This window comes from Streptomyces sp. NPDC019937 (assembly GCF_040631655.1).
Classification (GTDB): domain Bacteria; phylum Actinomycetota; class Actinomycetes; order Streptomycetales; family Streptomycetaceae; genus Streptomyces.
The window spans coordinates 73,603-98,781 of sequence record NZ_JBEYAL010000016.1 but is presented as its reverse complement, the minus strand read 5'-3'; the positions used below and the strand labels follow the sequence as shown (position 1 = coordinate 98,781).

Annotated in this window: 27 protein-coding genes; 23 read left to right on the top strand and 4 right to left on the bottom strand. The window is 72.1% G+C overall.

What is annotated here, in order from left to right; translation table 11 throughout:
• The first annotated feature begins 5 nt into the window (after nt 1–5).
• The 15 genes from ABZ562_RS18230 to ABZ562_RS18160 all read left to right on the top strand — a co-directional run bounded on the left by ABZ562_RS18230 (nt 6) and on the right by ABZ562_RS18160 (nt 13,337).
• A complete protein-coding gene (locus ABZ562_RS18230) occupies nt 6–386 on the top strand; it encodes an OB-fold domain-containing protein (RefSeq protein ID WP_361480140.1) in 381 nt (126 codons plus the stop codon).
• A complete protein-coding gene (locus ABZ562_RS18225) occupies nt 383–1,528 on the top strand; it encodes a thiolase family protein (protein ID WP_361480137.1) in 1,146 nt (381 codons plus the stop codon). The genes ABZ562_RS18230 and ABZ562_RS18225 overlap by 4 nt, the downstream gene beginning before the upstream one ends.
• 42 nt (nt 1,529–1,570) lie before the next feature.
• Nucleotides 1,571–2,809, top strand: a complete 1,239-nt coding sequence (locus tag ABZ562_RS18220) for an acyl-CoA dehydrogenase family protein (protein WP_361480387.1) — start codon at nt 1,571–1,573, stop codon at nt 2,807–2,809.
• Nucleotides 2,806–3,780: a phosphotransferase family protein gene (locus ABZ562_RS18215; RefSeq protein ID WP_361480134.1), complete on the top strand. Its 975-nt coding sequence runs from the start codon at nt 2,806–2,808 to the stop codon at nt 3,778–3,780. The genes ABZ562_RS18220 and ABZ562_RS18215 overlap by 4 nt, the downstream gene beginning before the upstream one ends.
• Nucleotides 3,781–3,805: 25 nt before the next feature.
• Nucleotides 3,806–5,038: an acyl-CoA dehydrogenase family protein gene (locus tag ABZ562_RS18210; protein ID WP_361480132.1), complete on the top strand. Its 1,233-nt coding sequence runs from the start codon at nt 3,806–3,808 to the stop codon at nt 5,036–5,038.
• On the top strand, nt 5,035–5,811 hold the full coding sequence (locus ABZ562_RS18205) for an SDR family oxidoreductase (RefSeq protein ID WP_361480129.1): 777 nt from the start codon (nt 5,035–5,037) through the stop codon (nt 5,809–5,811). Before ABZ562_RS18210 ends, ABZ562_RS18205 begins: the two co-directional genes overlap by 4 nt.
• Nucleotides 5,808–6,587 (top strand): SDR family oxidoreductase, encoded by a 780-nt coding sequence (locus ABZ562_RS18200; RefSeq protein ID WP_361480126.1) that lies wholly within the window; start codon nt 5,808–5,810, stop codon nt 6,585–6,587. The genes ABZ562_RS18205 and ABZ562_RS18200 overlap by 4 nt, the downstream gene beginning before the upstream one ends.
• The gene (locus ABZ562_RS18195; protein WP_361480123.1) at nt 6,584–7,375 is read left to right on the top strand and encodes an enoyl-CoA hydratase-related protein; all 792 of its coding nucleotides are present in this window, start codon (nt 6,584–6,586) and stop codon (nt 7,373–7,375) included. The genes ABZ562_RS18200 and ABZ562_RS18195 overlap by 4 nt, the downstream gene beginning before the upstream one ends.
• 23 nt (nt 7,376–7,398) lie before the next feature.
• Nucleotides 7,399–8,547 (top strand): acetyl-CoA C-acetyltransferase, encoded by a 1,149-nt coding sequence (locus ABZ562_RS18190; protein WP_361480120.1) that lies wholly within the window; start codon nt 7,399–7,401, stop codon nt 8,545–8,547.
• A gap of 111 nt (nt 8,548–8,658) precedes the next feature.
• Nucleotides 8,659–9,279 (top strand): TetR/AcrR family transcriptional regulator, encoded by a 621-nt coding sequence (locus tag ABZ562_RS18185; RefSeq protein WP_361480117.1) that lies wholly within the window; start codon nt 8,659–8,661, stop codon nt 9,277–9,279.
• Between the two features lie 268 nt (nt 9,280–9,547).
• Nucleotides 9,548–9,904 (top strand): nuclear transport factor 2 family protein, encoded by a 357-nt coding sequence (locus ABZ562_RS18180; RefSeq protein ID WP_361480115.1) that lies wholly within the window; start codon nt 9,548–9,550, stop codon nt 9,902–9,904.
• Nucleotides 9,901–10,278: a hypothetical protein gene (locus ABZ562_RS18175; RefSeq protein ID WP_361480112.1), complete on the top strand. Its 378-nt coding sequence runs from the start codon at nt 9,901–9,903 to the stop codon at nt 10,276–10,278. Before ABZ562_RS18180 ends, ABZ562_RS18175 begins: the two co-directional genes overlap by 4 nt.
• Before the next feature lie 48 nt (nt 10,279–10,326).
• Entirely contained in the window at nt 10,327–10,647 is a 321-nt protein-coding gene (locus tag ABZ562_RS18170) for an EthD family reductase (protein ID WP_361480109.1), read from the top strand.
• A 50-nt stretch (nt 10,648–10,697) separates the two neighbouring features.
• Nucleotides 10,698–12,215, top strand: a complete 1,518-nt coding sequence (locus tag ABZ562_RS18165) for a class I adenylate-forming enzyme family protein (protein ID WP_361480106.1) — start codon at nt 10,698–10,700, stop codon at nt 12,213–12,215.
• Between the two features lie 81 nt (nt 12,216–12,296).
• Nucleotides 12,297–13,337 carry an MBL fold metallo-hydrolase gene (locus tag ABZ562_RS18160; RefSeq protein ID WP_361480103.1) on the top strand — a complete coding sequence of 347 codons (1,041 nt, stop codon included), beginning with the start codon at nt 12,297–12,299 and terminating at the stop codon, nt 13,335–13,337.
• Nucleotides 13,338–13,347: 10 nt separating this feature from the next.
• Here ABZ562_RS18160 and ABZ562_RS18155 read toward each other — a convergent pair whose 3' ends face one another.
• Complete coding sequence (locus tag ABZ562_RS18155) at nt 13,348–14,880, bottom strand: protein kinase (protein ID WP_361480100.1); 1,533 nt, start codon at nt 14,878–14,880, stop codon at nt 13,348–13,350.
• 112 nt (nt 14,881–14,992) lie between these two features.
• Here ABZ562_RS18155 and ABZ562_RS18150 point away from each other — a divergent pair, with 112 nt between their 5' ends.
• On the top strand, nt 14,993–15,619 hold the full coding sequence (locus tag ABZ562_RS18150) for a hypothetical protein (RefSeq protein WP_361480097.1): 627 nt from the start codon (nt 14,993–14,995) through the stop codon (nt 15,617–15,619).
• A 40-nt stretch (nt 15,620–15,659) separates the two neighbouring features.
• Here the strand turns inward: ABZ562_RS18150 and ABZ562_RS18145 are convergent, their stop codons facing one another.
• Nucleotides 15,660–16,754 (bottom strand): non-reducing end alpha-L-arabinofuranosidase family hydrolase, encoded by a 1,095-nt coding sequence (locus ABZ562_RS18145; protein WP_361480094.1) that lies wholly within the window; start codon nt 16,752–16,754, stop codon nt 15,660–15,662.
• Between the two features lie 443 nt (nt 16,755–17,197).
• Between ABZ562_RS18145 and ABZ562_RS18140 the strand changes: the two genes are divergently transcribed.
• A complete protein-coding gene (locus ABZ562_RS18140; RefSeq protein WP_361480092.1) occupies nt 17,198–17,719 on the top strand; it encodes a hypothetical protein in 522 nt (173 codons plus the stop codon).
• A gap of 13 nt (nt 17,720–17,732) precedes the next feature.
• Here the strand turns inward: ABZ562_RS18140 and ABZ562_RS18135 are convergent, their stop codons facing one another.
• The gene (locus tag ABZ562_RS18135; protein WP_361480089.1) at nt 17,733–18,434 is read right to left on the bottom strand and encodes a BTAD domain-containing putative transcriptional regulator; all 702 of its coding nucleotides are present in this window, start codon (nt 18,432–18,434) and stop codon (nt 17,733–17,735) included.
• A 279-nt stretch (nt 18,435–18,713) separates the two neighbouring features.
• Nucleotides 18,714–18,923 (bottom strand): hypothetical protein, encoded by a 210-nt coding sequence (locus tag ABZ562_RS18130; protein WP_361480086.1) that lies wholly within the window; start codon nt 18,921–18,923, stop codon nt 18,714–18,716.
• 203 nt (nt 18,924–19,126) lie between these two features.
• Here ABZ562_RS18130 and ABZ562_RS18125 point away from each other — a divergent pair, with 203 nt between their 5' ends.
• Genes ABZ562_RS18125 through ABZ562_RS18100 form a run of 6 tightly spaced genes read left to right on the top strand, consistent with a single transcriptional unit; the run spans nt 19,127 to nt 25,179 of the window.
• On the top strand, nt 19,127–19,705 hold the full coding sequence (locus ABZ562_RS18125) for a DUF4255 domain-containing protein (RefSeq protein ID WP_361480083.1): 579 nt from the start codon (nt 19,127–19,129) through the stop codon (nt 19,703–19,705).
• Nucleotides 19,702–20,427 carry a carboxypeptidase regulatory-like domain-containing protein gene (locus tag ABZ562_RS18120; protein ID WP_361480080.1) on the top strand — a complete coding sequence of 242 codons (726 nt, stop codon included), beginning with the start codon at nt 19,702–19,704 and terminating at the stop codon, nt 20,425–20,427. The genes ABZ562_RS18125 and ABZ562_RS18120 overlap by 4 nt, the downstream gene beginning before the upstream one ends.
• A 10-nt stretch (nt 20,428–20,437) precedes the next feature.
• A complete protein-coding gene (locus tag ABZ562_RS18115; protein ID WP_361480077.1) occupies nt 20,438–22,693 on the top strand; it encodes a phage tail sheath C-terminal domain-containing protein in 2,256 nt (751 codons plus the stop codon).
• 20 nt (nt 22,694–22,713) lie between these two features.
• The gene (locus ABZ562_RS18110) at nt 22,714–23,169 is read left to right on the top strand and encodes a phage tail protein (RefSeq protein ID WP_009720918.1); all 456 of its coding nucleotides are present in this window, start codon (nt 22,714–22,716) and stop codon (nt 23,167–23,169) included.
• A gap of 1 nt (nt 23,170) precedes the next feature.
• Nucleotides 23,171–24,664, top strand: coding sequence for a phage tail sheath subtilisin-like domain-containing protein (locus tag ABZ562_RS18105; protein ID WP_361480073.1), 1,494 nt, complete (start codon nt 23,171–23,173; stop codon nt 24,662–24,664).
• Nucleotides 24,661–25,179 carry a phage tail protein gene (locus ABZ562_RS18100; RefSeq protein WP_361480070.1) on the top strand — a complete coding sequence of 173 codons (519 nt, stop codon included), beginning with the start codon at nt 24,661–24,663 and terminating at the stop codon, nt 25,177–25,179. Before ABZ562_RS18105 ends, ABZ562_RS18100 begins: the two co-directional genes overlap by 4 nt.

Here is a 25,179-nt window from a genome sequence, read left to right as displayed (position 1 = left end):
TCCGGATGGCCACGGATCCGCGGAGCCCGGACCCCGGGCTCCACGGCTCGCGCTGCTCCGGCTGCGCGGTGACGGTCTATCCCGCGGAGGACGCGTGTCCGCGCTGCGGGGGCTCCGCCGACCCGGCGGCCCTCCAGGGCACGGGCATGCTGTGGACCTGGACGGTGCAGCGGTATGCCCCCAAGTCGCCGCCCTACCAGGCCCCGCCCGGAGGCTTCACGCCGTTCGCACTCGGCTACGTCGAGCTGGCGGAGGGCGTGCGGGTGGCCGCCGTCCTCGACGTCGACGACCTCGAGGACATCCGCATCGGCATGCCCCTCACGGTGACCGCGGGCCCCGGAGTCCCGCGAGCCAGGCCCACCACCCCCGGCGAGGAGGGATCATGAGCACCGACGTCCTGATCTGCGGCGCCGGGCGCACCCCGTTCGGCCGGTCCGAGGCGACCGGCCGGCAGCTGGCCGTCGGCGCGGTGAACGCCGCGCTGGCGGACGCCGGCATCGAGTGGTCGCGGGTGCGGGCCGCGTTCGGCGGCAGCGACAGCGCGGGCCTCGCCGACACCCTGGTGGCCCAACTCGGCCTGACCGGACTGCCGTTCATCAATGTCAAGAACGGCTGCGCCACCGGCGGCAGCGCGCTGATCTCCGCCGTGAACGCGATCCGCTCCGGCATGGCGGATGTCGTCCTGGCCGTCGGTTTCGACAAGCATCCGCGCGGCGCCTTCGACCCCAGGCCCGAGGACTGGGGTCTGGGCGCGGAGTACGGCAGCGACGGGCTGATGGTCACCACCCAGTTCTTCGGCATGAAGATCCAGCGCTATATGCACGACCACGGGATCACCCCGAGGACCCTCGCGCTGGTCGCCGAGAAGGCGTACCGCAACGGTGCCCTGACCCCCGGGGCATGGCGCCGCGAGCCGCTGTCCGCCGAGGAGATCCTCGGCTCCGGCATGGTCAGCGACCCCCTCACCCGCTACATGTTCTGCTCCCCCGGAGCGGGCGCGGCCGCGCTGGTGCTGTGCTCCCCGGAGGCCGCCCGCACCATGGACGGCTCGCCGGTCACCCTGCGCTCGGCGGCGGTGCGCACCCGGCGCTTCGGCTCGTTCGAAGTGTTCAGCCCGTGGATCCCCGCGGGCGAGCTGACCAGCGTCAGCCGCGACGCCTCGGCCGCCGCCTTCGAGGAGGCGGGGCTCGGCCCCCGCGACGTCGACGTCTGCCAGCTCCAGGACACCGAGAGCGGCGCCGAGGTCATGCACATCGCCGAGTGCGGGTTCTGCGCGGACGGCGAGCAGGAGCGGCTGATCGCCTCCGGTGCCACCGGCATCGGCGGGGCGCTGCCGGTCAACACCGACGGCGGCTGCATCGCCAACGGTGAACCCATCGGAGCCTCGGGGCTGCGCCAGGTCTACGAAGTCGTCCAGCAGCTGCGCGGACGAGCCGGAGAACGCCAGGTCCCGGGCCGCCCCCGGGTCGGCTTCACCCATGTGTACGGCGCCCCCGGCGTCAGCGCCTGCACGGTGCTGTCCCGCTGAACGTCCCGCCGGTCGGAGGTGGAGAAGGAAGTGGCAGAAGAGATGAGCGGCATCCCGGAACCCGAGGAGTTCCGCACCGGGGCCCGGCAGTGGCTCCGCACGGTCGCCCGGCCCCGCGCCGCCGACGGGGAGTGGGGCAGCGGCTCCGACTCCGTCGCCGTGTTCGAGAACTGGACCGAGGAGCAGGAGCGCGAGCACACCGCCCGCGTCCAGGAGTGGGAGCGCATCCGCTACGACCAGGGGTGGTCCGCGCTCACCTGGGAGGAGTCGTACGGGGGCCGGGGCCTGCCCGCGTACTACGAGCAGCTCTACCGCGCCGAGGAAGCGGCCTTCGACGTGCCCCAGCGTCCCGAGATCTTCCCGGTGACCCAGGCGCTCGTCGCCCCCGCGATCGCCATCTGGGGCACCGAGGAGCAGAAGCGGCGCTGGCTGCGGCCCATGCTGCGCACCGACGAACTGGCCTGCCAGCTGTTCTCGGAGACCGAGGCCGGATCCGACCTCGCCGCGGTGCGCACCAGGGCGGTGCGCGACGAGGGGGGCACCGCCCGCTCGAGCGAAGCCGAGAGCGGGGGAGACTGGGTGCTGACCGGGCACAAGGTGTGGACCTCCGGAGCCCGCGTCGCCACCTGGGGCGTCGCCGTGTGCCGCACCGATCCGGACGTGCGTAAACACGCCGGCATCACCGTCTTCCTGGTGCGTATGGACGCGCCCGGCGTCACGGTGCGGCCCATCCGGCAGATGACCGGTGGCTCCAGCTTCAACGAGGTCTACCTCGACGGGGTGACCGTGCCCGACACCGACCGGCTCGGCCCGGTCGGCGAGGGCTGGCGGGTCACGCTCAGCGTGCTGGCCGCCGAGCGGCTCGACTCCGGCAGCCTCGGCCTCGACAACGCCGACCGGGCGCTGGACCTCGCCGCGCACCTGCCCCGCCCCCTCACCGGCGGCGAACGGCAGCGGGCCGCCGACCTCCACATCCGCACCCTCGTCCAGCGGCTCATCGGACTGCGGGTGACCGCCGCCCTGGTCGCCGGGCGCGAACCCGGCGCGGAGGCCTCGGTCGGCAAGCTGTACGCCACCGAGACCATGCGCCGCACCAGCGACCTGGTGTCCGAGCTGCTGGGGCCGAGCCTGGTGGCGGACACGGGGGAGTGGGGCACGTACGCCTGGACGGAACACCTGCTCGGCGCCCCCGGCTACAGCATCGCGGGCGGCACCGACGAGATCCAGCGCACCATCCTCGCCGAACGCGTCCTCGGCCTGCCCAAGGAGCCCGCCCGATGAGCACCGCCACGAAGGGGCCCGAGCTGGCCGCCCGGGTCCGCGACCGGCTCGCCACACGGCATCCCGGCGCATCGATAGGGGAGCTGCGGACCCTGCCGGGCGGCCACTCCGGGCTGACCTACTCGGTCACCGCGGGGGAGGCCCGGTACGTCGTCAAGGCGGTGCCGCCCGGGCAGCGGCCCGTCGGACGCAACGACGTCCTGCGCCAGGCCCGGGTGCTGGGCGCGCTGGCCGGGTCCACGGTGCCGGTGCCGGGCGTCGTGGCGGTCGACGACACCGAACCCGCCTGGTTCGCCATGGACTTCGCGGCCGGGGAGGCCGTCGAGCCGGTCCTCGACGAGCACGAGGTGCCCTCCGCGACCGCCCGCGCCCGGATGCTGGAGATCGCCTCCGTCCTGCGGCGGCTGCACACCACCGATGTGCACACACCCGGGCTCGACGCGCCCGAACCGCTCGACGCCGCGGGCGAGCTGGAGCGATGGAGCCGCACCCTGCGTGCCGTTCCCACCGAACTGCGGCCCGGCGGGGAGGAGTTGCTGGCACGTCTCGCCGATGGCGTACCACGCGGCCTCCCGCCGGTGCTGCTGCACGGGGACTTCCGGCTCGGCAATGTGCTGTGCGTGGACGAACGCGCCGTGGCCGTCGTGGACTGGGAGATCTGGAGCGTCGGAGACCCGCGGATCGACCTCGGCTGGTTCCTGCTCTTCGCCGACCACCGCAACTTCCCCGAGCTGGGGCAGGCCGTGCCCGGTCTGCCCGACGAGGCCGAACTGCTGGACACCTACCGCGACGGCGGCCCCGCGCTGCCCGCGATGGACTGGTTCCGGGCACTCGGCCGCATGAAGATGGCCGCGATCATGGGCCACAATCTGCGCCGCCACCGCGAGGGCAAGCACCACGACCCGGACCAGGAGCGCCTGCCGCCCACCATCGCCGCGATGATCCGCACCGCACGCGACATCCTCGGCTGATCCGGCCCACTGAACAGGAGCCATCGTGGATTTCGGATTCTCGCCACGCGCGAGTGAACTCTCGGACCGCATGCGGTCCTTCATGGAGGAGCACGTCTTCCCCGCGGAAGCGGTGTACGACCGGCAGATCGCCGAAGCGGACGACCCGCACGCCCTGCCGCCGGTCATGGCCGAGCTGAAGGAGAAGGCCCGCGCCGAGGGCCTGTGGAACCTCTTCATGGCACACGGCGACTGGGGCGCGGGACTCACCAACCTCGAATACGCGCCACTGGCCGAGCTGGCGGGCCGCTCCATCATCGGCCCCGAGGTGTTCAACTGCTCGGCGCCCGACACCGGCAACATGGAACTGCTCGCGCTGTACGGCACGCCCGAGCAGCAGAAGCGCTGGCTGCGCCCGCTGCTCGACGCCGAGATCCGCTCGTGCTTCGCCATGACCGAGCCGGAGGTCGCCAGCTCCGACGCACGCAACATCCGCACCAGCATCACCCGCGACGGCGACAGCTACGTCGTCAACGGCCGCAAGTGGTACACCTCCGGGATCCTCGACCCCGACTGCGAGCTCATCATCGTGATGGGCAAGACCGACCCGGACGCGCCCACCTACCGGCAGCAGAGCATGCTGCTCGTCCCCCGGGACACCCCGGGCATCACGGTCCTGCGCGACCTGCCGATGTTCGGCTACACCGACCGGCTCGGACACGGCGACGTGCTCTTCGAGGACGTCCGCGTACCGGTGGAGAACATCCTCGTCGGTGAGGGCGAGGGCTTCGCGCTCGCCCAGGGACGGCTGGGACCTGGGCGGATGCACTACGCGATGCGCGCCATCGGATTCGCCGAGCGCGCCCTGCAACTGATGTGCGAACGCGTCACCGAGCGCACCGCCTTCGGCGGGCCCCTCGCCGACCGGGGCGTGGTCCGGGAGTGGATCGCCCGCAGCCGCATCGACATCGAGCAGGTGCGCCTCCTGGTCCTCAAATCGGCCTGGCTCATGGACACCGTCGGCAACGCCGCCGCCCGCATGGAGGTCGCCGCGATCAAGGTCGCCGCGCTGGAGGTCGCCCACAAGGTGGTCGACCGCGCGGTGCAGGCCCACGGCGCGGCGGGGGTCAGCGACGACACGGTACTGGCCCGGCTGTACGCCATCACCCGGGCGCTGCGCATCGCCGACGGCCCCGACGAGGTGCATCTGCGGACGGTGGCCCGCCAGGAGCTCGCGCGATACAAGAAGAAGACCGACACGGAGACGGGGGCGGCGTGAGCGCCAACAGCCTCGACGGCAAGGTGGCCGTCATCACCGGTGGATCCCGCGGTATCGGCCTCGGCATCGCCACCGCCTACCGGGCGGCCGGCGCGCACGTGGTGATCGCGGCCCGCAAACCGGCCGGACTCGCCGAGGCCCGCGAGGAACTGCTCCGCGTCAAGGGCGACGGCGACGTGCACACGGTGGTCGCCAACGCCGGCGAACCCGAGCAGGCGGAAGGCTGCGTCGAGGAGACCATGTCCCGCTTCGGCCGCCTCGACGTCCTCGTCAACAACGCGGCCACCAACCCGTACCACGGCGATCTGCTCGACCTGGACCTGCCGCGCGCGGAGAAGACCGTCCGCGTCAACCAGTACGGCATGATCGCCTGGACCCGGTACGCCTGGCGCGCCTGGATGGCCGAACACGGGGGAGCGGTGGTCAACATCGCCTCCGTCGGCGGGCTCATCGTCGACCCGCACATCGGCTACTACAACGCCACCAAGGCCGCCATGCTGCACATGACCCGGCAGCTCGCCTACGAGCTCGGGCCGCGCGCCCGCGTCAACGCCATCGCCCCGGGACTGATCAAGACCGAGCTGGCGCGGGCGGTGTGGGAGGCGCGCGAGGAGATCCTCACCGCCAAGCTGCCGCTGCGGCGCCTGGGCACGGTGGAGGACGTGGCACAGGCGGCGCTGTTCCTGGCCTCCGACGCCTCCTCCTGGATGACCGGCCAGACCCTGGTGCTCGACGGCGGCGCGACCGCCCTGCCGATCGGGGTGGACGGATGAGCGCGCCCCTCGCCGCCGACGAGCTGTTCTCGCTGCGGGGCAGGACGGCGGTGGTCACCGGCGCCTCCGCCGGGCTCGGCGCACGCTTCGCCACCGTCCTCGCGCAGGCCGGGGCCACCGTGTTCGCCGCCGCCCGGCGCATCGACCGGCTGAAGGAACTGGCCGACAAAGACGCCCGCATCCACCCCGTCGCCTGCGACGTCTCGCATGCCGAGGACCGCATACGGCTGATCGAGACCGCGCGGACCGCCGGAGGCCACGTCGGCATCCTGGTCAACAACGCGGCCACCTCGGGCGAGACCCGCGCCGAGGACGAATCCCCGAGCGCCTTCGCCGATGTCCTGGGTGTCAACCTCACCGCGCCCTTCCACCTGGCACGCCTCGTGGCGGAGGCACCCGCCGAGCAGCACGCGCCGCCCCGGAGCGTCATCAACGTCTCCTCCATCCTTGGCCTGGTGACCGCCGCCCCGCTCGGCGGCGCGAGCTACTCCGCGTCCAAGGCCGGACTGATCGGGCTGACCCGGGAGCTGGCCGGACAGTGGGGCACGAGCGGGACCCGCGTCAACGCGCTCGCCCCGGGCTGGTTCCGCACCGAGATGACCGCGGATCTCTTCGGCGACGAGCGCTCCAGCCGCTGGGTGGAGCGCAACACCCTGCTGCGGCGCGGCGGGGAGAGCCATGAACTCGACGGCGCGCTGCTGTTCCTCGCCTCGGATGCCTCCTCGTACTGCACCGGGCAGGTCCTGACCGTCGACGGCGGATGGACCGCGCGATGAGCGTCGGCATCGAGATCGACGACGGCCTGGCCCGCGTCACGCTGCGACGGGGCGAGGCGGGCAACGCCATCGGCCTGGAAACGGCGCGCGGACTGCTGGCGGCGGCGCGGACCTGCGCCGCCGAGTCCGTACGGGCCGTGCTGCTGACCGGCGAGGGGAAGTCCTTCTGCGTCGGCGGCGACTTGAGGGAGTTCTCCCGGCTCTCCGGCGCGGCACTGGAGGAACACCTCACCGCGGTGACCGGCGCGCTCCACGACGCGCTGCGCACGTTCGCGGCGGGCGACGCGCCCGTGGTGGCCGCCGTCCAGGGCGCCGTCGCGGGCGCGGGGCTCGGCCTGGCCGCGTCCGCCGATGTGACCCTCGCCGCCGACACCGCCTCGTTCACCGCCGCCTACACCGGCATCGGCTACACACCCGACGCCGGGGTCAGCTGGTTCCTGCCCCGCCTCATCGGCCCCAAGCGCGCCCTCGATCTGCTGCTGACCAACCGTCGCGTCACCGCGGCCGAAGCCGCGGACATCGGGCTGGTGAGCCGGGTCGTCGCCCCCGCCGAGCTGGCCACGGAGGCGGCGCGCACGGCCGAGGCCCTGCGCCGCGGACCCACCGCCGCCTTCGGCGCCACCCGCCGTCTCGTCGCCGCCGGACTGACCGCCGACCTCGGCCCGCACCTGGACCGGGAGGCCCGCGCGATCGCCGCCGCGGCCGCCTCCGGCACCGGCCGGGAGGGCGTCGCCGCCTTCCTGGGCAAGCGGACACCCGACTTCACCCGCGCCGCCCCCAGCACCTGAGTCCCCAACCCATGGAGCCCGCCATGTCCGAAGCATTCATCGTCGGAGCCGTCCGCACCCCCGTCGGCCGCCGCAAGGGCGCGCTCAGCGGGGTGCACCCCGCCGACCTCGGCGCTCATGTCCTGCGCGCCCTGCTGGAACGCACCGGCGCCGACCCGGGCGCCGTCGACGACGTGTACTTCGGGTGCGTCGGCCAGATCGGTGCCCAGACCGGCAACGTCGCCCGCACCGCCTGGCTGTCCGCGGGACTGCCGCAGCACGTGCCCGGCACCACCATCGACCGTCAGTGCGGTTCCTCCCAGCAGGCCGTGCACTTCGCTGCTCAGGCGGTCGGCTCCGGCGCCGCCGACCTGGTGGTCGCCGGCGGGGTGGAGGTGATGAGCCTGGTGCCCATCGCCAGCCCCATGTACGTCGGGGAGCAGGCCGGCCTTGGCAGCCCGTTCGCGGGGGACGGCTGGCGCGAACGCTTCGGCGACCAGGAGGTCTCACAGTTCCGCGGGGCCGAACTGATCGCCGAGAAGTGGGGCATCTCCCGCACGGACATGGAGGAGTACGCGCTCACCAGCCACCAGCGGGCCGTCGCCGCCCAGGCCGACGGCGTCTTCGACGACGAGATCACCCCGGCCTTCGGCCTCACCGCCGACGAGGGCCCGCGTGCCGACACCACCCTTGCGAAGATGGCGGGGCTGAAGCCACTCGCCGAGGACGGCCGCCTGACCGCCGCCGTTTCCAGCCAGATCTCCGACGGCGCCGCCGCCCTGCTGATCGCCTCGCAGGACGCGGTGCGCCGCCACGGTCTGACGCCGCTCGCCCGCGTGCACACCATGGCCGTCGTCGGCTCCGATCCGATCCACATGCTGACCGGCCCGATCCCCGCCACCGAGAAGGTCCTGGACCGGGCCGGGCTGCCGCTCGGCGCGATCGATCTGGTCGAGATCAACGAGGCCTTCGCCTCCGTCGTCCTGGCCTGGCAGAAGGAGATCGGCGCCGCCCCGGAGCGGGTCAACGCCTTCGGCGGTGCGATCGCGCTCGGCCATCCGCTCGGCGCCACCGGGGCCCGGCTCATGACGACGCTCGTCCACCAGCTGCGCAGGACCGGAGGGCGCTATGGCCTGCAGACGATGTGCGAGGGCGGCGGCATGGCGAACGCGACCGTGCTGGAGCGCCTTTGACGCACACCGGGCCCAGGCGGGCCGGATCGGCCCGCGTCGATTGGCAACTGAGTTCAGCTTGGGGCTACTCTCGGGTACCGACGAGGTGGACGGCGGCCAGGAGACGGGGTCATGGCGACAAGGGTTGAACCGGAAGCGGGACCGAGGTCCAAGCGCGCCGCCATTCTGGCGGCCGCCGTCGGCTGCTTCGGCGAGACGGGTTTCGAGGCCACCAAGTGGTCCACCGTGGCCGAGCGGGTCGGCATCGGGCAGACGGCCCTGTACCACTACTTCGAGTCCAAGACCCACTGTCTGCTCACCATCATGCGGCTGGAGCTCCAGCGGTCCCACGACAAGTTCACGGAGGCGACCGCGGGCGTCACGGACCCGGTCGAGGCCCTGCGGGCGGCCGTACGCGCGGCGTACGAGGTCTCCGACCACGAGGTTCTGCAGATGCGCATCCTGCACAACCACATGGACCTGCTCTCCGGCCCGCGCAAGTCCAAGCGGGAGGAGGCCGAGCGCGTCGAGGCCCGGCAGCTGGTCCAGCTCGTCGAGCGGGACTGGACGAACCTGCTGGTGCGGGGCATGTCCCAGGGCGTGTTCCCGCTTCGGGACGCACAGCTGCTGGGTGCGGGCGTGCTCGGCCTGATCGTCAGCGTCTGGCGCTGGTACCGGCCCTCGGGCCCCACCCCGCTGTCGGAGATCAGCGAGCTGATCGAGGGCGCCTGCGTGCGGATGGTCGCCACGTGACGCGCTGAGCGACCCTGCCGCTCCAGCCCCCGGTGGACCTCCGCCGGGGGCTTCGCCATGCCTGCCGCCGTGCTCGCCGCCGGTGCTCGCCGCCGGCGGCCGCCGCCCGTGGCCGCCGCCCGTGCCGTGTCCGCGCCGAAGGCGCAGGATGGTCTCGCACGGACTCTTGTCAGCCGTGTTTCGGCGGGCTTACGATTCAAACTGAATTGAACTTGAGTCAATTTGATCAGACCCCTCGATGAGCGCCCGCCGACCGAAAGGGCCCCTCATGGTGTTGCGCGCGTATCTGGCCGGTATGGACAGCAGGCATCCGGAACGGACGCTCGACCTGCTGGAACCCGACTTCCGGTTCCTCATCGCCCTGCCGGGCAAGGAGATCACCGGCACATCCAAGGAAGACTTCGCCGCGTACATCGCCGGCCGCAACCCCGTGGACCGGACCCATGAGGTCCTGCGCCACAGCCGGGACGGCGACCTGGAGACCGTGTACGGAGTGGTGACCGAGGGCGGCCGGTACACCGGCTCCTTCCACTCGGGCGCGGTGATCACACCGGGCGGACTCATAGCCCGCTACCAGGCCTTTTTCACCACCTCCTTCCAGCTGGTCGACTGGGGCCGGGCATGACGGACACCCCGGACCCGGCACCCTTCCTCACCGCGTGGTTCGCCATCCTCGACGGGGACGAACCCTCCAGGATCCTGGACCTGATCAGCGACGACTTCTCGCTGTCCATCCTGTTCTCCACCGGCGGCGGCGACGCCACCGACTTCGCCGGGGGCCGCGCCGCCCTGGTCGGCTACCTCGAACAACGCGAGAAGGGCACCCGCACCCACCACCGGCTGGCCGCCACCACGCTCGGCCGGGACGAGTTCTTCCTGGGCGAGGTGCGGCGCGCGGGCGTCCCCGAGGCGAGCTTCGTCGCCGCCGGGCGGGTGAACCGCGACGGGCGGCTGCAGCGCCTGCTGATCGGGCGCTCGTCCGAGATCCGCTTCACCTGACCGAAGCCCGTCCGACCCACCGACCCGACCCCGTGCGGAGGACCCGCCATGTACAACCTCGTCCTGCTGGCATCCCGGCCCCCGGAGTGGACACACGAGCGGTTCATCACGTGGTGGCGCGGCGACCACGCCGAGCTGACCCGCCACCTGCCCGGACTGCGCAGCTGGCGGCACACCGAGATCGATGCCGCCCTGGAGCCGCGCTCCGAGGGCTGGGACGGCATCTCCGTCCTCGGCTTCGATTCCCCCGAGGACCTGAAGGCGGCGCTCGCGAGCCCCGAGTGGGCCGCCGCCGTCGCCCAGGTGGGCGACATGAAGGGCCGCCGCATCGCGGTCATGGGGCACGAGGCGGAGCTGTTCGCCGCCTGAGCGATCCGGCCCGACCAGACGGAGTTCGGCACAGCGCAACGAGGGACACAATGCGACAGGTAGTGCGGGAGTTCCAACGGCAGGCCGCCGAGGCCGACTTCACCGCCGTCATCGACGACACGGGCAGCCATACGGCCCGGCAGCTCCTGGAGGAGGCCACACGGCTGGCCCGAGCGCTGTCGGCGGGCACGGCCGACGGTTCCGTCGGCACCGTCATGATCCAGGCGGACAACTCATGGCGCACGGTCGCCGCCACCCTCGCCGCGGGCCTCAGCGGCGGGGACGGTGGGGTCATCGCGCTGGTCAACCGGCACACCACCCGGGCCGAATTCGCCAGCGCCTGGGAGGACATCCGCCCGGACGCCGTCGTCGCCGAACCCTCGGCGATCGACGAATGGGCGGTGCCCGAACGGCTGCCGGGCCCGGCGCGCACCGTGCTCGACGGCTGGACGTGCCTGGCCACACCGCACCAGCGCGAGGTGTCCCGGTGGTCGGGCGGCGTCCTGATCGGCCTGACCTCCGGATCGACCGGGCGGCCCAAAGGCGTCGTACAGTCCGAAGCGGCCCTGCGCTACGCCGCCACGACCACCATCGACGTCAACGGCCTGTCGCCGGGCGACGCCGTCGCCGCGATCGTGCCGCTGTCGTCGACGGCCGCGTACTGCTTCGGCGTCTACCTCGCCCTCCTGCTGCGCGGGCCGCTCGTCCTGACGGGAAAGTGGGACAGGGCCGTCGCGCTGCGGCGGATGGCCGACACCGGCGTCCGCTGGACCATGTGCGTACCGACCATGGCGTTGCAGATGGGCGACGAGGCGGCCGGCTCCGGCATCCTCCGGGGCGTCCGGTCGATCACCGTCGGCGGCGGGCCCATGGACCGCGCGGCCCTGGCCCGGGCCGAACGGTCCCTGGGCACCCGGATCCTGCGCGTCTTCGGCATGTCCGAATGCCTCGGCCACACCTCGCCGAGCCCCGAGGACCCCGAGGAGATCCGGCTCGGCAGGGACGGCCGCCCCTTCCCGGGCACGGACGTCCGCGCGGTCACCCCCGACGGTCAGGTGGCGGGCCCCGGCGTGACCGGCCGGGCCCAGGTGCGCGGCCCCTCCCTCTTCCTCGGCTACGCCGGAGACGGCCGGGCCGTTCCCCCGGCGCTGACGGAGGACGGCTACCTGCCCACCGGCGATCTGCTGATCGTCCACGAGGACGGCACCCTCACCATCATGGGCCGTGAGAAGGACATCATCATCCGGGGCGGCCGCAACATCGACATCACCGAGATCGAGCGCGCGGTCGCCGGACACCCGCGGGTGGCCCGGGCGTGTGTGGTACCGGTCCCCGACGACATCCTCGGCGAACGCGTGGCGCTGCTCGTCGTCACCACGGACGACCGGCCCCTCGACCTGGCCGAGGTGACCGGCCACCTGGACAACATCGGACTGTCCAAGACCAAGTGGCCCGAATACGTGTACGGTACCGACGAGTTGCCCCAGACGAAGGTCGGCAAGCTCGACCGGGGCGGCGCCCGGGACCTGGCCGCCAGAATGCGTGCCCGCGAGGCCGACCGGCCCTGACGAGGCCGCGTACGCACGCGCGAGCGCGTGCCACCTGGGCAGGCCATCCGGCGTGATCCAGGCAGTACACCGAGGAGGACCATGACAACGCGGTTCGATCAGGGCCCGTGGGCGGCGGCCGGAGTCCAGACCGTACAGCCCGGGGTGCACCGCGTACCCCTGCCGCTGCCCAACGACGGCCTGCACGCCGTGAACGTCTACCTCCTGGAGGACCTGGACGACGACGGCGGCCTCGTCATGATCGACGGAGGCTGGGCGATCCCCGAGGCGCGCAAGACGCTCGAGGAGGCGCTGGCCGCCATCGGCCGCGACCCCGGCGACATCAGCCACATCCTGGTCACCCACATCCACCGTGACCACTACACCCACGCCGTGGAGCTGCGTCGGCTGCTGGGCTCACGCGTCTACCTCGGCGCGGGGGAGCGCCCGGGGCTGGAGATGCTCGACCGGCTGCGCAGCAACCAGCCCGTCGGCTCGCTGCGCACCCTGCGCGCGGCGGGGGCCGGGGAACTCGCCGACCGCATCGAGGGGATGGACCACGGCGGCTACGACCCGAGCGTGTGGGAGGCCCCCGACCGCTGGCTCGGCGCCGAAACCCTCCGCTTCGGCGACCGCGAGCTGCGGGTCGTCCCCACCCCCGGGCACACCAAGGGCCATGTGGTCTTCCTGGACGAGCAGCGCGGCCTGCTGTTCTCCGGGGACCACGTCCTGCCGCACATCACCCCCTCCATCGGCTTCGAACTCGCCGAACCGGGCGGCCGTCCGCTCGCCGACTACCTGGACTCGCTGCGGCTGATGACCCGCTACGCCGACGCCCGCCTGCTGCCCGCGCACGGTCCGGTCACCGACAGCGCCCACACCCGGGTCGCCGAGCTGCTCGGCCACCACGACGACCGGCTGGCCGGGAGCCTGACCGCGCTGGGCGAGGACACGCTCGACGCCCACGCGGTGGCGCGGCGGCTCACCTGGACGCGCCGGGCCGTGCCGTTCGGGAGCCTGAACGCCTTCAACCAGATGCTCGCGGTCAACGAGACCGCCGCGCACCTCGATGTCCTCGTGCTCCGCGAACAGGTGGCGGTGGCGTTCGCCGACGGCGTGAACCAGTACACGCGCGTGCGGTGATGGCCCCTGCTCAGTGGGTGCGCAGGCCTTCCTTCACCGTGTCGAAGACGGGACGGTAGGTGTCCCACTTCTCCTCGGGCGCCGAGAGGTAGACGTCGTACTCCTTGTCGCCCTCCCGCCCGAAGCCGAGGTCGATGGCGCGGAACGTGCGCACTCTGCCGGCGAACGTGCACTCCCAGATCGCCGCGGGCCGCCCCCGGAAGGTGGTGCGGTCCAGGCGCAGCCGCTGGTACACGTCGTAGTTCTTCTTCGTGTTCGCCTCGATGTCCCGGAAGTGCGCCACGGGCGTCGGACCGGCGGGGTCCACCATGCCGATGGTGATCTCGACCAGGCCGGAAGGATCGATGTACTTGGCGCCTTCGCTCGTGCGGTCGCGCAGCTTCCATCCGTTCGGTACGGGGAAGGAGACGCCGAGCTTCTTCTCCTCGACCAGGTGGTAGCCGTGGGGCACGGGCGGGGGAGTGGCGGCGGGGGCCTTCGCCTTGCCGCCGCCCCGCTGCCCACCACCGTCCTGCAGCCCCCCGCCGTCCGGCCACGGATACAAGGCGCCGGCCACCGCCACGGTTGCGAGCCCCGCGACCGTGGCGCTCCACAGGACACGACGGCGCTTACGACGGCTGCCGCCGGTCGGCTCGGGCGCGGCCACGGGCCCTGACGACGGCGGGGTGACGGCCGCGGGGTGGCTCACGACCGCGTCCGGGGCGTCCTGCCGCGGCGCCGTCGGCTCCGTGGCCGCCACGGCCCGCAGCCGCCGCTCCGTCTCCTCCGCCGACGGCCGCTCGCCGGGCTCCCTGGCCAGCAGCGCCTCGATCAGCGGCGCCAGCGGCCCGGCCTGCCGCGAGGGCGGCAGCGGGTCGACGGCGATGGCGTAGCCCGTCTCGATCGCCGTATCCCGCCGGAAGGGTGTCTGCCCCTCCACCGCCTGGTAGAGCGTCGCGCCCAGCGCCCACAGGTCCGAAAAGGGCCCGGGCTTACGGCCCCTGATCCGCTCCGGCGCCATGTACTCGATGGAGCCGATCATCTCGCCGGTCCGGGTCAGCGTCGACGTCCCGCTGGTCACCGCGATGCCGAAGTCGGTGAGGACGATCCTGTCGTCACCGAGCAGCACGTTGCCGGGCTTGACGTCACGGTGCAGCACCCCGGCCGCGTGCGCGGCCCGGAGCGCGGCGATCATGCCCCGGCCGATCCGCGCCGCCTCCCGGGGCGGGACGGTACCGCGCTCCTCGAGCAGCGCGCCGAGGGTGGTGGACGGCACGTACTCCATGACGATGCACGGCTGCCCCTCCTCGTCGTCCACGACGTCATGGACGACGACCACGTTCGGGTGCGTGATGCGGGCGGCGCTGCGCGCCTCGCGGCGGGCGCGCTCGTACAGCGTGGAGATCTCGTCGTCGGAGAGGTGGTGCGGGGCGTGCAGCCGCTTGAGCGCCACCTGGCGGCCCAGCACATCGTCCTCGGCCCGCCACACCGTGCCCATGCCGCCGCTGCCGATCCGCTCGGTCAGCCGGTACCGCCCCGCGACCAGCCGCCCCTTGTCCGACACCGCATCCCTCTTCGTTCTTCCCCGCCCGTGCCCGATGTGCCCCGACACGATAACCGGCGCGAGTGCGCACGCCCTCCACGGGCCTCCCCGCGTGGCGGGTACTGTCCCGCACATGGCGATGATGACTCCGGCGGACGGCCAGTGGCTCGACCGCGCACTGCAGTTCGCCGGGCTGACCTGGACGTACCCGGCCTACGAGGACCTTTTCGTACGCAATGGCTGGCACCTGTCCGGACGTGACGGCGAGCCCGTCATCCATGAGATGGAGACGTGGCCACCGCCCGGCGAGGAACGGGACGAGGGCTGGCACCTGTGGATCGGCAACCACCCCGGCTGCGAGGAGGAAGGGACGGAGGTGGCGTGTGCCCACCCCGGATGCCGGGAGGACCGTGGGGTGCTGATGCCCCTGGCCTACGGCGCGTTCGAGGTGACCGAACCGAGCGGGGAGCCGCTGCCCCCGGAGGAGGTCTGGGAGTTCGACGCCTTCACCGGATGGCGGTGGCGGCCGGAGGCCACCGAGGACGACTGGGCGTCGGCGTACCGGGCGGCCGAGGAAGCGCTGCGCGCGCGGCTGGGCGAGCCGGTGCCGCGGCCGCCGGAGGAGGACCTGGAGGCCGAGCGGGGTGTGGTGTGGGAGTACGGCGATTCCTCGGTGACCCTCTTCGAAGGCGCCGAGCTGCTGCATGACGGCCAGTACGACTGGATCTGCGTCGAGGTGCGCCCCCGGGACACGCCATGAGCCGGGGGCGCCGAAGGGTTCCGCCTCCGCGGGTGGTGCCTCAGCAGGTGGTGTTGGTCTGGGTCAGCAGTCCCAGGCGCCAGGGAAGCTGGGAGTAGTCGCCGCTCGCCGAGGGGTTCATGCCCTGGTAGAGGAACTGGAGACGGCAGGGGTTGATGGCCATGGTCTGGTCGTTTCCGGTCCGGATGAGTTCGCCGTGGCTGATGTCGCGCGTCCAGGCGCCGGCGGGGAAGGTGACGTTGTTGCTGCGGGCGAAGGGGTTGGACTCGGTGGCGGCCAGCGGCTGCCACCGGCCGGTGAGGCCCTGGGCGGTGAAGGAGCGGTAGTAGCGCCTGCCGTCGCTGCCGATGGCCTCCATCATCAGCAGATAGGTGCCGCTCCCCTGCACCCGGTAGACCGCCCCGCCCTCGAACAGGGCGGACTTGGAGTCCTGGAGGACGAGTTGGGTGTTGCGGAAACCGCCCGGGAACTCCCCGACGCTGGTCTCCGAGCGGAAGACATGGCCGTTGTCATCCGCTGAGAACAGATAGCACATGGCGCTGTCGCAGATGACCCAGTAGTCCAGCGTGCCCGAGCCCGCCGCGTTGTCGAAGGTCCTGGGCGCCGACCAGCTCCGGGGGTTGCCGGGGTCGGTGCTGGTGGAGTAGGACGGCGGGCCGGTCTGGTACACGAGGTACCACAGGCGCTCGGGCGCGAAGTAGAAGACCTGGGGCGCCGCCGCGTACCGGTTGCCGATGTCGGGGTTGGTGTCCAGATACGTCAGCGGCGCCGAACCCGCCTGCGACCAGTCGGTGAAGCTGGTGTAGGCCATGCTCCAGGCACCCTGGGTGTTGGCGGTCGTCATGAAGACATGCCACTTACCGCCCGCCTGCACCACGGTCGGGTCCTTGACCGAGACGACGGGATGGGCGGCATCGGGTTTGGGCGCGATCAGCGGTCCGCTGGAGGACCACTGGAAGCTGTCCGGCAGCTGTGCGGAGGACGTTTCGCCTGCCCGGGCGTTCGTGGCAACGTCGTTCGGGGCCAGCGCGGAGGACGGCTCGGCGGGGATGGCGAAGAGCGACATCGCCAGACCCAGCAGGAGCACCGCGGCCGCGTGAAAGGCGCGCGGGCGGTGGTGTCGTCCTGGAAGCATGAGGGGCTCCAAGGGGCGTCGGGGCCCGCCGCACGAACACCTGGTGCGCCCTGACGGATCCGGAACGGTGGCGCGTGGGAGGGCCTTACCGGAACGGATGGTGCGGGTGAGTGTGCTGTCGTGCCCGGTTCGCGTACGGCTCGGTGTGCGGTACACCAACCGGTCCGGCCCCGCCCGGTTCGGAATGTCGAACGTCGGTCGGGATCTCGGATGACATGGATGATAGGGGGCTCACGAAGCGCGTCAATACCTCGCGCATCCACGGGCGGCCGGAACCGCGCGCCGGTGGATTGCGCTCTGTCGGGGTGGGGCCGGGTCGGGCAGGCTGGCTCCGCCGGGCCTGTGGGGACCGGCCGGGGACGGACGAAGGGGCGTGGGCGCGTGAGAGGGCAAGCCGTCGAGGACGTGCGCAGATCCGGCGCCGCCGACGAGAACGGCCGCTGATGGCGGGCGGCGAGCGGGGCGGCCTGTGGGGCCGGCTGGTGGACGCGTTACGCGGGCACGAGCGCGGACGCTCCCTGGAGGAGGAGGGGGAGGTCTGGACGTACACCCCGCCCGGCGCTCCGGCCGGTTGCCGGCAACTGCGGGTGTGCCGGGTGCCGGACGGGGACGACTTCGCCCGGCTCACCTGGCAGGTGTGCGACGAGTGCCGGAGGGGCCTGGTGCGGAAGATCCGGGTCGACGACCGATGGCAGCGCCGGGGCTACGGGAGCCGCATGATGACGCGGGCCCTGCGCGACTGCGCGACGTACACCTGGACGACCACCAAGCAGTCGGAGTTCGGCGAGAGCTTCTTCGCGGCGCTCGCGGCGGCCACCGGCATCGAGTTCAGCCCCCAGTCCCGGGCCTGCGACCATATGCGGGCCGCGCGGAGCGCCGCCCGCGGCGAGTCCAGGAGGGAGCCCCCACAGCCGTACGACAGCCCTGGTGAGCCCCGTTGGACTCACCAGGACGGGCTGGGCTGAGCCGCCGGCCGGGCTACCGTCCGCCCGCGCCTTCGACCAGCACATCGCTCGCCGAGCGCCGGACGACGACGCGCCGGGGCTTCCGGGACGCCGCCCCCTCGGCATCGGACGGATGAGGCGGGTGAGGCGGATGAGAGGGGACCAGGCTTCTCAGCGCCTGGGAGGGCTCGAGCCCCAGTTCCTCGAGCAGCACCCGGCGGCACTGCTCGAACTGCCGCAGCGCCGCGCCTCGGTTGCCGGCGGCGAGATGCGCGGCGATCAGCACGCGATGCGCGCTCTCCCGCAGGGGTTCCGCGCGGACCGCGGCGAGCCCGGACGCGACGGCCTCACCGTGGCGGCCCGCCGCCGTCAGCCGCTCGGTCATCGCCTCCAGGGCGTACAGCCGCAGTTCGTGGTACTGCTCCTGCTCGACCAGCACCCACTCGTTCTCCGACCACTCGGGCAGCAGATCGGACGAGAGGTCCGCCCGCGTCCGGGCGGTGAGGATGTCGTCGCACGGGTGTGCCATGTCGAGCAGCTGGTGCGCGCGGGTGGCCGCCGCGTGGATGTCGACGTCGATGTGCCGGGCGATCGCCAGTTCCTGCGTGGACGCGTCGATGACCTGATGTCCCGTTCGGGTGGCGCGCCACAAAGACGATCTGAGGTTGGCGTTCGCGCGGGACGCCGTAACGTCGGGCCACAGCATTCCGGCCACATACGTTCGGGTGCGCGGCATGTCCTGCAGGGCGAGGAACGCGAGGAGACGCTGGGCACTGGAAGAAAGGGGAACGCGTTTGTGATCGACCGATAGTGCGAAGCTTTTGAGCAGCCTCAACGTTATGACGTGGCCTTCTGCGCTCATCGGCCCCCCGGGCGATATTGGCTGCAGTGAATGATCCCCTAACGGCAATCGGGATGCCGCCCAGCTATGTTACGAGCAATTCATGATCGTGTGTCCGGCCCTTCGGGTACAGAACGCTATAGGGCCGGGCATCACCGGGACGTCGCGGAAACGTCACCCGTCGGGATCACGTACGGGATCGAGTAACTGATCGAGCCAGGCGCGCACCGCGATCAGCACATCGTCGACCGCGCTCACCGCGGTAGGAGGCGCCTGGTGCCGTCCGCCCGTCCGCACAATGCGCGCCCGGAAGCCGTCCGGCCTTCCCTCTTCCACCCACACTCGGAGGATCAGGACGCCGGCCTGCTCGGAGTGGATTTCCATGAAGGAAAATATGCCTTATCCCTGTCACCCCGCCGTTGTCGGTCCGTGACCGCCGACGTCATCGTCGTGCGGCGGAAACGGGCTGGTGACGCTCGTGTGATGGGTGAATCGCGATTGGGCCACGCCGGGCCCGGCATCCTCATCGAGGCGCGCTTTCGGGCGTCGGTTCACGCTTTCGGGTGCGGAGCGCGGGGAGGATTCGCATGGGTGACTTCGGCGTCATCGCCGACGTCTCGACGGCCATCGTGGAGACCTTGACCCAGTCCTTGCGCGGGCTCAGCCAGGTGGATCCGCCGAAGGCCGAACTCAACGATCTTTCCGAGACGGTACAGACACCGCCGGCGAAACTCACGGTGTTCCTTTACGAGATCGCCGAGGACCCGACCTCGCGCAACCGGCCACCGGTGCGCTCCCAGCCACCCGACCCGCCGGTCACCCGCAAGCCGCCGATGGCTCTGCTGCTGCGCTATCTGATCACACCCTGGGGCGGTGACCAGGAGACCCAGCACCGGATGCTCGGCCGGGCGATGCAGACGTTCTACGACGACGCGATCCTCGACGGCCCGCAGCTGTCCGGCAGCCTGGCGGCGAGCACCGACGCGCTGCACCTCAGCCTCACCCCGCTCACCCTGGACCAGAAGTCCTGGGTCTGGTACGCGATCCAGAAGCCGTACCGGCTGTCGCTGAACTACGAGGTCCGCGTCGTCAACCTGGACTCCGCCATCGAGACGGCGGTCCGCCCGGTGCACAGCCGGGTCATCAGCGGGGCGGCGACGCCATGAGCCGTTTCCAGCCGCTGGAGCGCTCGGAGCTCCACAGCCCCGCCTGGTTCATCCCGTTCGACGACTACGCCCGGCGGGTGCGCGGCGCCGGGGTGACGGTCCAGCTGGACCGGTTCGAGGACGGCGCCTGGCTGCCGCTGGACGACGCGGCGGTCCGCACGCCCAGCGCCGCCTTCGCCTATCCGGGTCTCGGCCGGTGCGCCGAGCCGTGGACGGCCCTGCCGCGCCGCCACCGGGCCCGCTTCGCGGCCGCCGGCTACCAACCGCTGTATGCGGCCGACGACCAGCCGTTCTCCGCCGGTCTGGTGGGCGTCGAGTTCCTGGTGCACCCGTACGACGACGCCCATCCGCCGGCGGTGGCGACCGAACCGCGGCTGGTCCGGCTGCTGCCGGGCGTCTCCTTCCCGTATCCGCCGGGTGTGCGCACGGTGCACGGCGCCGTGGTCGACGCGGTCACCGCCGAGCCGATCGCCAATGTGCTGGTGGAGGCGCAGGGGCGGACCAGCCGGGACCTGACGCCATGGCACGAGCGCACCCTGTCCGACGCCACGGGGGCCTTCCGGCTGGCCCTGCGGTGGGAGGGCGAGAAGGCCGGTGAGCACGCCGTCGAGGAGACATTCCGCCTGCGGGCCACCGAGCGGCCGGGCAGGACCGGATCGCTGGTCGTGCGGCTGCCGCAGGACGCCGAGCGCCGGCACGTCATAGAGATCCGCGAGAGTTAAGGAGCCGTCCATGGCGGAGTATCTGAGCCCCGGGGTCTACATCGAGGAGGTCGATGCGGGCCCACGGCCGATCGCGGGGGTGAGCACCAGTACGGCCGGTATGGCCGGGGTCACCGTGCGCGGCCCGTACACCGGCAAGCCCAAGCTGGTCACCAACTTCCTCGAGTTCCAGAACACGTTCGGCGGGTTCGTCCCCGGGCCGGACCCCCTGATCCGGGACACCTGGGCGGGCGACCCCGCCGAGGGCGGCCGCTGGTGGCTGTTCCCGCTGGCGGTCAAGGGCTTCTTCGACAACGGCGGCCAGCGCCTGTACGTCAAGCGCGTCGCCAGCAAGCAGGCGACACCGGCCTCGGGCGTCCTCGGCCACGGCCTGGTGAGCCCGGTCGCCGGGGACGCCGCCAAGGGGGCGACCCGCCTGGAACTCGGCCACCTGATCGGGTTCACCGGCGTCGGGCAGCAGATCCAGATCTTCCGCGGCGACGACCAGCAATCGATCCACACCGCCGGTGTCGCCGCCTACGACGCGACCGCCCACCGGATCGAACTGGACGCCGCGCTGCCCGCGGAGGTCAGGACGGCCCGCGGCGACTACGTGCAGGTCGGCGACCGCAGCGCGGAGGAAACACTGGAGTTCACCGCCGTCAGCCCCGGCTCGTGGGGCAGCGGCGTCCAGGTGCGGATCCAGCCGATGGCCGCGGCCGCGCTGCCGGTGCTGCCGGATCCGCAGGAGGGTGCGCTGTTCGTCACCCAGCTGGCCGCGGACGCCGACGCGGACGACGAAACGATCGAGGTCGTCGCGAGGACCGGGCTCGTCCCCGACGCCGACGTCTGGGTGCAGATCGGAGCCGACCGGTTCCAGGCCCAGGTGGGCCAGCCCGCGGACGGAAAGGTCACGCTGACGCTGCCGTCCGGCACGTCCCATGAGGAGTGGCGCAAGGGGCTGCTGGTGCGCCGCGTGCGCCGGGGCAACATCTCGGCAGGACCGAAGCTGCGGGTCGGCGGAGCGAGCCGGCTGTACGAGGGCGCCGTCGTCCAGCTCGACAACGGCACCAACCTGACCACCCGCACCGTGGAGTCGATCGTCGACGACATCGTCACCTTCGACGGGGACGTGCTCGGGACGCTGTACGAAACCGATCGGCTGCACCTGGTCGAGGCGCAGCTCGACGCCCGGTTCACCGACCCGTCCGGGGCGGTGGTGAGGGAGACGTACCGCAACCTGCGGCTCACCGGCGACTCCCCGTCGAACCTGGTGACCACCCTGGCCGCCCGCTCGCGGCTGGTGGGGGCGACCGCGCTGTCCCACCTGTCCTCCGACCCGGCGATGTTCCCCGTGCCCGCGGTCGGTTCGTGGCTGACCCTGGCGGACGGCGACGACGCCTACGGGAGCCTGAGCGTCGCCGACTTCGTCGGCGAGGACGGCGGCAGCGGCAAGCGCACCGGGATCGCCGCGCTGGAGGACATCGACGAGGTGGCCGTCTGCGCGGTGCCGGGGGTGTGGTCGGGGACGGTCGAATCGGCCCTGATCACCCACTGCGAACTGCTCAGGGACCGGTTCGCGATCCTCGATCCGCAGGACGGACTGGACACCGAGGGCATCCTGGCGTTCCGCGAGCCGTTCGACACCAAGTACGCGGCGCTCTACCACCCATGGCTGGTCACCCGCGACCCGTCCACCGGCCGCGACACCGAGGTGCCGCCGTCGGGCCACATGGCCGGGATCTACGCGCGCACGGACGTGGAGCGCGGAGTGCACAAGGCACCGGCGAACGCGGTCATCCGGGGCATCCGGCTGACCGATGGCATCGCCCAGGACATCACCAAGCGCCATCAGGACCTGCTCAACCCCAAGGGCGTCAACGCGCTGCGGTTCTTCCCCGGAATGGGACACCGGGTGTGGGGCGCGCGCACGCTCTCCTCGGACAGCTCGTGGAAGTACATCAATGTCCGGCGGCTGTTCCTCTACCTGGAGGAGTCGATCGACGAGGGCACCCAGTGGGTGGTGTTCGAGCCGAACGACGAGGCGCTGTGGGCCCTGGTCCGCCAGACGGTCACCAACTTCCTCACCACGGTATGGCGCAGCGGCGCGCTCGCGGGCACCACCGCCGACGAGGCGTTCTTCGTCGCCTGCGACCGCACCACGATGACCGAGGACGACCTGGCCAATGGCCGGCTCATCTGCGTCATCGGCGTCGCGCCGGTCTTCCCGGCGGAGTTCGTGATCTTCCGGATCCAGCAGAAGACCCGCGAGACCCAACTCGCCTGAGCGCCCGAGGAGAAGTCACCATGCCGCCCGTTACCAGGGACGATCCGTACGCGTCCTACAACTTCCAGATCATCGTCACCAACGTCAGCGACGACGGGGTCGCGGTGAGCGGGTCCTTCACCGAGGTGAGCGGGCTGGAGCTGGAGGTTCCGCCGATCGAGTACCGCACCGGGAGCGAGGACATCACCGTCCGCAAGATCCCGGGGCTGAAGAAGTTCACCAACCTCACCTTCAAGCGCGGCATCACCGGCCACGTCGGCTTCTGGAACTGGGTGGTCGAGGCGCTCAACGGCAAGGTGCGGCGCACCTCCGGCTCGATCGTGCTGCTGGACGAGAACCGCCAGGAGGCCATGCGCTGGAACTTCGACCGCGGCTGGCCCACCAAGTACACCGGCCCCACCCTCAGCGCCACCAAGAACGAGATCGCCATGGAGACCCTCGTCCTGGCGGTCGAGAAGCTGGAGATCGACGCCTGACATGGCCGGCGAAGCGCTTCCCGGCGTATCCCTGACGTCCGCGACCCGTGGCCCGGCCACGGAGCCGCTGCGCACGGACGTGGCGGCGTTCCTGGGCCGGCTCCGCCGGGGCCCGGTCGGCACTCCGGTGCGCGTGGAGAGCTGGAGCGACGTCGTTGCCGCCTTCGGACCGCCGGACGGCGCCTTCGCCACCCCGTACGCGCTGCGCGGCTTCTTCGAGAACGGCGGCCGCACCGCCTGGGTGCTCCGCGTGTCCGGGCCGGCCATCACGGCCCGGACCCGGTGGGCGGCCGGTCCGCTGAGCGGCTTGGCCGCCACGGGCTTCGAGGTGGTCGCCACCAGCCCCGGCGCGTGGGCCAACGGTGCGCGCGTCGCCATCCGTTACCAGGCCAGCACGGTCGCCGGACCGCCCACCGTGGGCGTACGGGTCATGCTGCCCGGCGAGCCGCCCGAGACGTTTCCCGGACTGCCGCTCGCCGAGGTGGCCGACCGGCTGGCCGCGTCCCGCTACATCCGGCTGGTCCCGGACGGACCGCCGCCACCGCCGGGACGGCCCGGCCCGATCTCGATGTCCTGGGATCTGACGCTCACGGGCGGCGCCGAATCGGCGCCCACCCGCGACGCGTACGCGGACGCCGTGACCGCGCAGGCCGAACTGCCGGAACCGGCGCTGGTGGCGCTGCCGGACCTCGGCACGGATCTGTCCGGCACCACCCACACCGACCTGGTGCTCGAACTGCTCCGCACCGTCGAGCCCTCGCACGACCGCCTCGCCGTCCTGGACGTACCGCCCCGGCTGTCGTCGGTGGACGAGGCGGCCGGGTGGGTGGGCTCCCTGGCGGCCACCGGTGACTCCGGGCTGCTCGGCTGCGCCGCCGTCTACCACCCGCCGCTGCGCGTCCCCGACGGGCACGACCTGCGGACCGTACCGGCGTCCGGGCACGTCCTGGGCGTCATCGCCCGCCTCGACGGTGAGCGCGGCGCCCACCACACGCCCGCCAACGCCGTGATCCTGGAGGCGGTCGACCTCGCCGCCGAGTACCCCGAGCCACAGCAGGTCCGGCTCTTCGACGCGGGAGTCGACCTGATCCGGTGCACTCGGGGGCGCGGGCTGATGGTGTGGGGCGGGCGCACCCTGTCCGCCGATCCGCGCACCCGCTACATCGCCCACCGGAGGCTGACACATCTGCTGGTGCGGGCGATCCGGCGGGTGGCGGGCCCGCTGGTGTTCGACGTCAACTCGCCCGAACTGCGGCTGACCCTGGTGCGGGCGCTGACCTCCGTCCTCCTGTCGGCCTACCGGTCCGGGGCGCTCGCCGGTGACCGGCCCGAGCAGGCGTTCCAGGTGGTGTGCGACGACACCAACAACCCGCCCGAGCAGGACCCGGGGCAGCTGGTCTGCGAGATCGAGGTCGCCCCGGCCGTCCCCATGGAGTTCATCCGGCTCCGTCTCGTACTCGGCCAGGACCGAGACCTGGAGGTAATCGAGGCATGACCCTGGACCCCCTGCCCAAATACCGCTTCCTGGTCACCCTCGACCCCGGTGACGCCTATCTGCCGCCCGCGCAGGCACTGCTGCTGCCGCTGGCCGCGTCCGGCGCGTTCCAGGAGGTCACCGGGCTCGGCGCGCAGCTGGAGGTGACCAGCTACCCGGAGGGCGGCCGCAACGACTCGGTCCACCAGCTGCCGCTGCGCCACTCCTGGAACCGGATCACGCTCAAGCGCGGACTGGTGCGGGATCCGGGGCTGTGGTCCTGGTACCAGGCCGGGCTCGCCGACTCCCTCGGCGCCCGCCGCGACGGCGCCGTGATCGTGCTCGGCCCGGACGGAGTGCCCGGCGCGGCATGGGCCTTCCACGGCGGCCTCGCCGCCAAGTGGAGCGGCCCGGACCTGCACGGCGAGCAGAACGCGATCGCCATCGAATCGCTGGAGATCGCCCACGAGGGGCTGACGAAGGTCCTGCAGGACGCCGCGGCGGACGGCCTGTCGCGCCTGGGCCGGGGGAGGTGA

Coding starts and splice junctions, on each gene's coding strand:
- ABZ562_RS18230 (WP_361480140.1), top strand. CDS start 6: ATGGCCACGGATCCGCGGAGCCCGGACCCCGGGCTCCACGGCTCGCGC.
- ABZ562_RS18225 (WP_361480137.1), top strand. CDS start 383: ATGAGCACCGACGTCCTGATCTGCGGCGCCGGGCGCACCCCGTTCGGC.
- ABZ562_RS18220 (WP_361480387.1), top strand. CDS start 1,571: ATGAGCGGCATCCCGGAACCCGAGGAGTTCCGCACCGGGGCCCGGCAG.
- ABZ562_RS18215 (WP_361480134.1), top strand. CDS start 2,806: ATGAGCACCGCCACGAAGGGGCCCGAGCTGGCCGCCCGGGTCCGCGAC.
- ABZ562_RS18200 (WP_361480126.1), top strand. CDS start 5,808: ATGAGCGCGCCCCTCGCCGCCGACGAGCTGTTCTCGCTGCGGGGCAGG.
- ABZ562_RS18195 (WP_361480123.1), top strand. CDS start 6,584: ATGAGCGTCGGCATCGAGATCGACGACGGCCTGGCCCGCGTCACGCTG.
- ABZ562_RS18190 (WP_361480120.1), top strand. CDS start 7,399: ATGTCCGAAGCATTCATCGTCGGAGCCGTCCGCACCCCCGTCGGCCGC.
- ABZ562_RS18185 (WP_361480117.1), top strand. CDS start 8,659: ATGGCGACAAGGGTTGAACCGGAAGCGGGACCGAGGTCCAAGCGCGCC.
- ABZ562_RS18180 (WP_361480115.1), top strand. CDS start 9,548: ATGGTGTTGCGCGCGTATCTGGCCGGTATGGACAGCAGGCATCCGGAA.
- ABZ562_RS18175 (WP_361480112.1), top strand. CDS start 9,901: ATGACGGACACCCCGGACCCGGCACCCTTCCTCACCGCGTGGTTCGCC.
- ABZ562_RS18170 (WP_361480109.1), top strand. CDS start 10,327: ATGTACAACCTCGTCCTGCTGGCATCCCGGCCCCCGGAGTGGACACAC.
- ABZ562_RS18165 (WP_361480106.1), top strand. CDS start 10,698: ATGCGACAGGTAGTGCGGGAGTTCCAACGGCAGGCCGCCGAGGCCGAC.
- ABZ562_RS18160 (WP_361480103.1), top strand. CDS start 12,297: ATGACAACGCGGTTCGATCAGGGCCCGTGGGCGGCGGCCGGAGTCCAG.
- ABZ562_RS18150 (WP_361480097.1), top strand. CDS start 14,993: ATGGCGATGATGACTCCGGCGGACGGCCAGTGGCTCGACCGCGCACTG.
- ABZ562_RS18145 (WP_361480094.1), bottom strand. CDS start 16,754: ATGCTTCCAGGACGACACCACCGCCCGCGCGCCTTTCACGCGGCCGCG.
- ABZ562_RS18140 (WP_361480092.1), top strand. CDS start 17,198: ATGGCGGGCGGCGAGCGGGGCGGCCTGTGGGGCCGGCTGGTGGACGCG.
- ABZ562_RS18135 (WP_361480089.1), bottom strand. CDS start 18,434: ATGCCGCGCACCCGAACGTATGTGGCCGGAATGCTGTGGCCCGACGTT.
- ABZ562_RS18130 (WP_361480086.1), bottom strand. CDS start 18,923: ATGGAAATCCACTCCGAGCAGGCCGGCGTCCTGATCCTCCGAGTGTGG.
- ABZ562_RS18125 (WP_361480083.1), top strand. CDS start 19,127: ATGGGTGACTTCGGCGTCATCGCCGACGTCTCGACGGCCATCGTGGAG.
- ABZ562_RS18120 (WP_361480080.1), top strand. CDS start 19,702: ATGAGCCGTTTCCAGCCGCTGGAGCGCTCGGAGCTCCACAGCCCCGCC.
- ABZ562_RS18115 (WP_361480077.1), top strand. CDS start 20,438: ATGGCGGAGTATCTGAGCCCCGGGGTCTACATCGAGGAGGTCGATGCG.
- ABZ562_RS18110 (WP_009720918.1), top strand. CDS start 22,714: ATGCCGCCCGTTACCAGGGACGATCCGTACGCGTCCTACAACTTCCAG.
- ABZ562_RS18105 (WP_361480073.1), top strand. CDS start 23,171: ATGGCCGGCGAAGCGCTTCCCGGCGTATCCCTGACGTCCGCGACCCGT.
- ABZ562_RS18100 (WP_361480070.1), top strand. CDS start 24,661: ATGACCCTGGACCCCCTGCCCAAATACCGCTTCCTGGTCACCCTCGAC.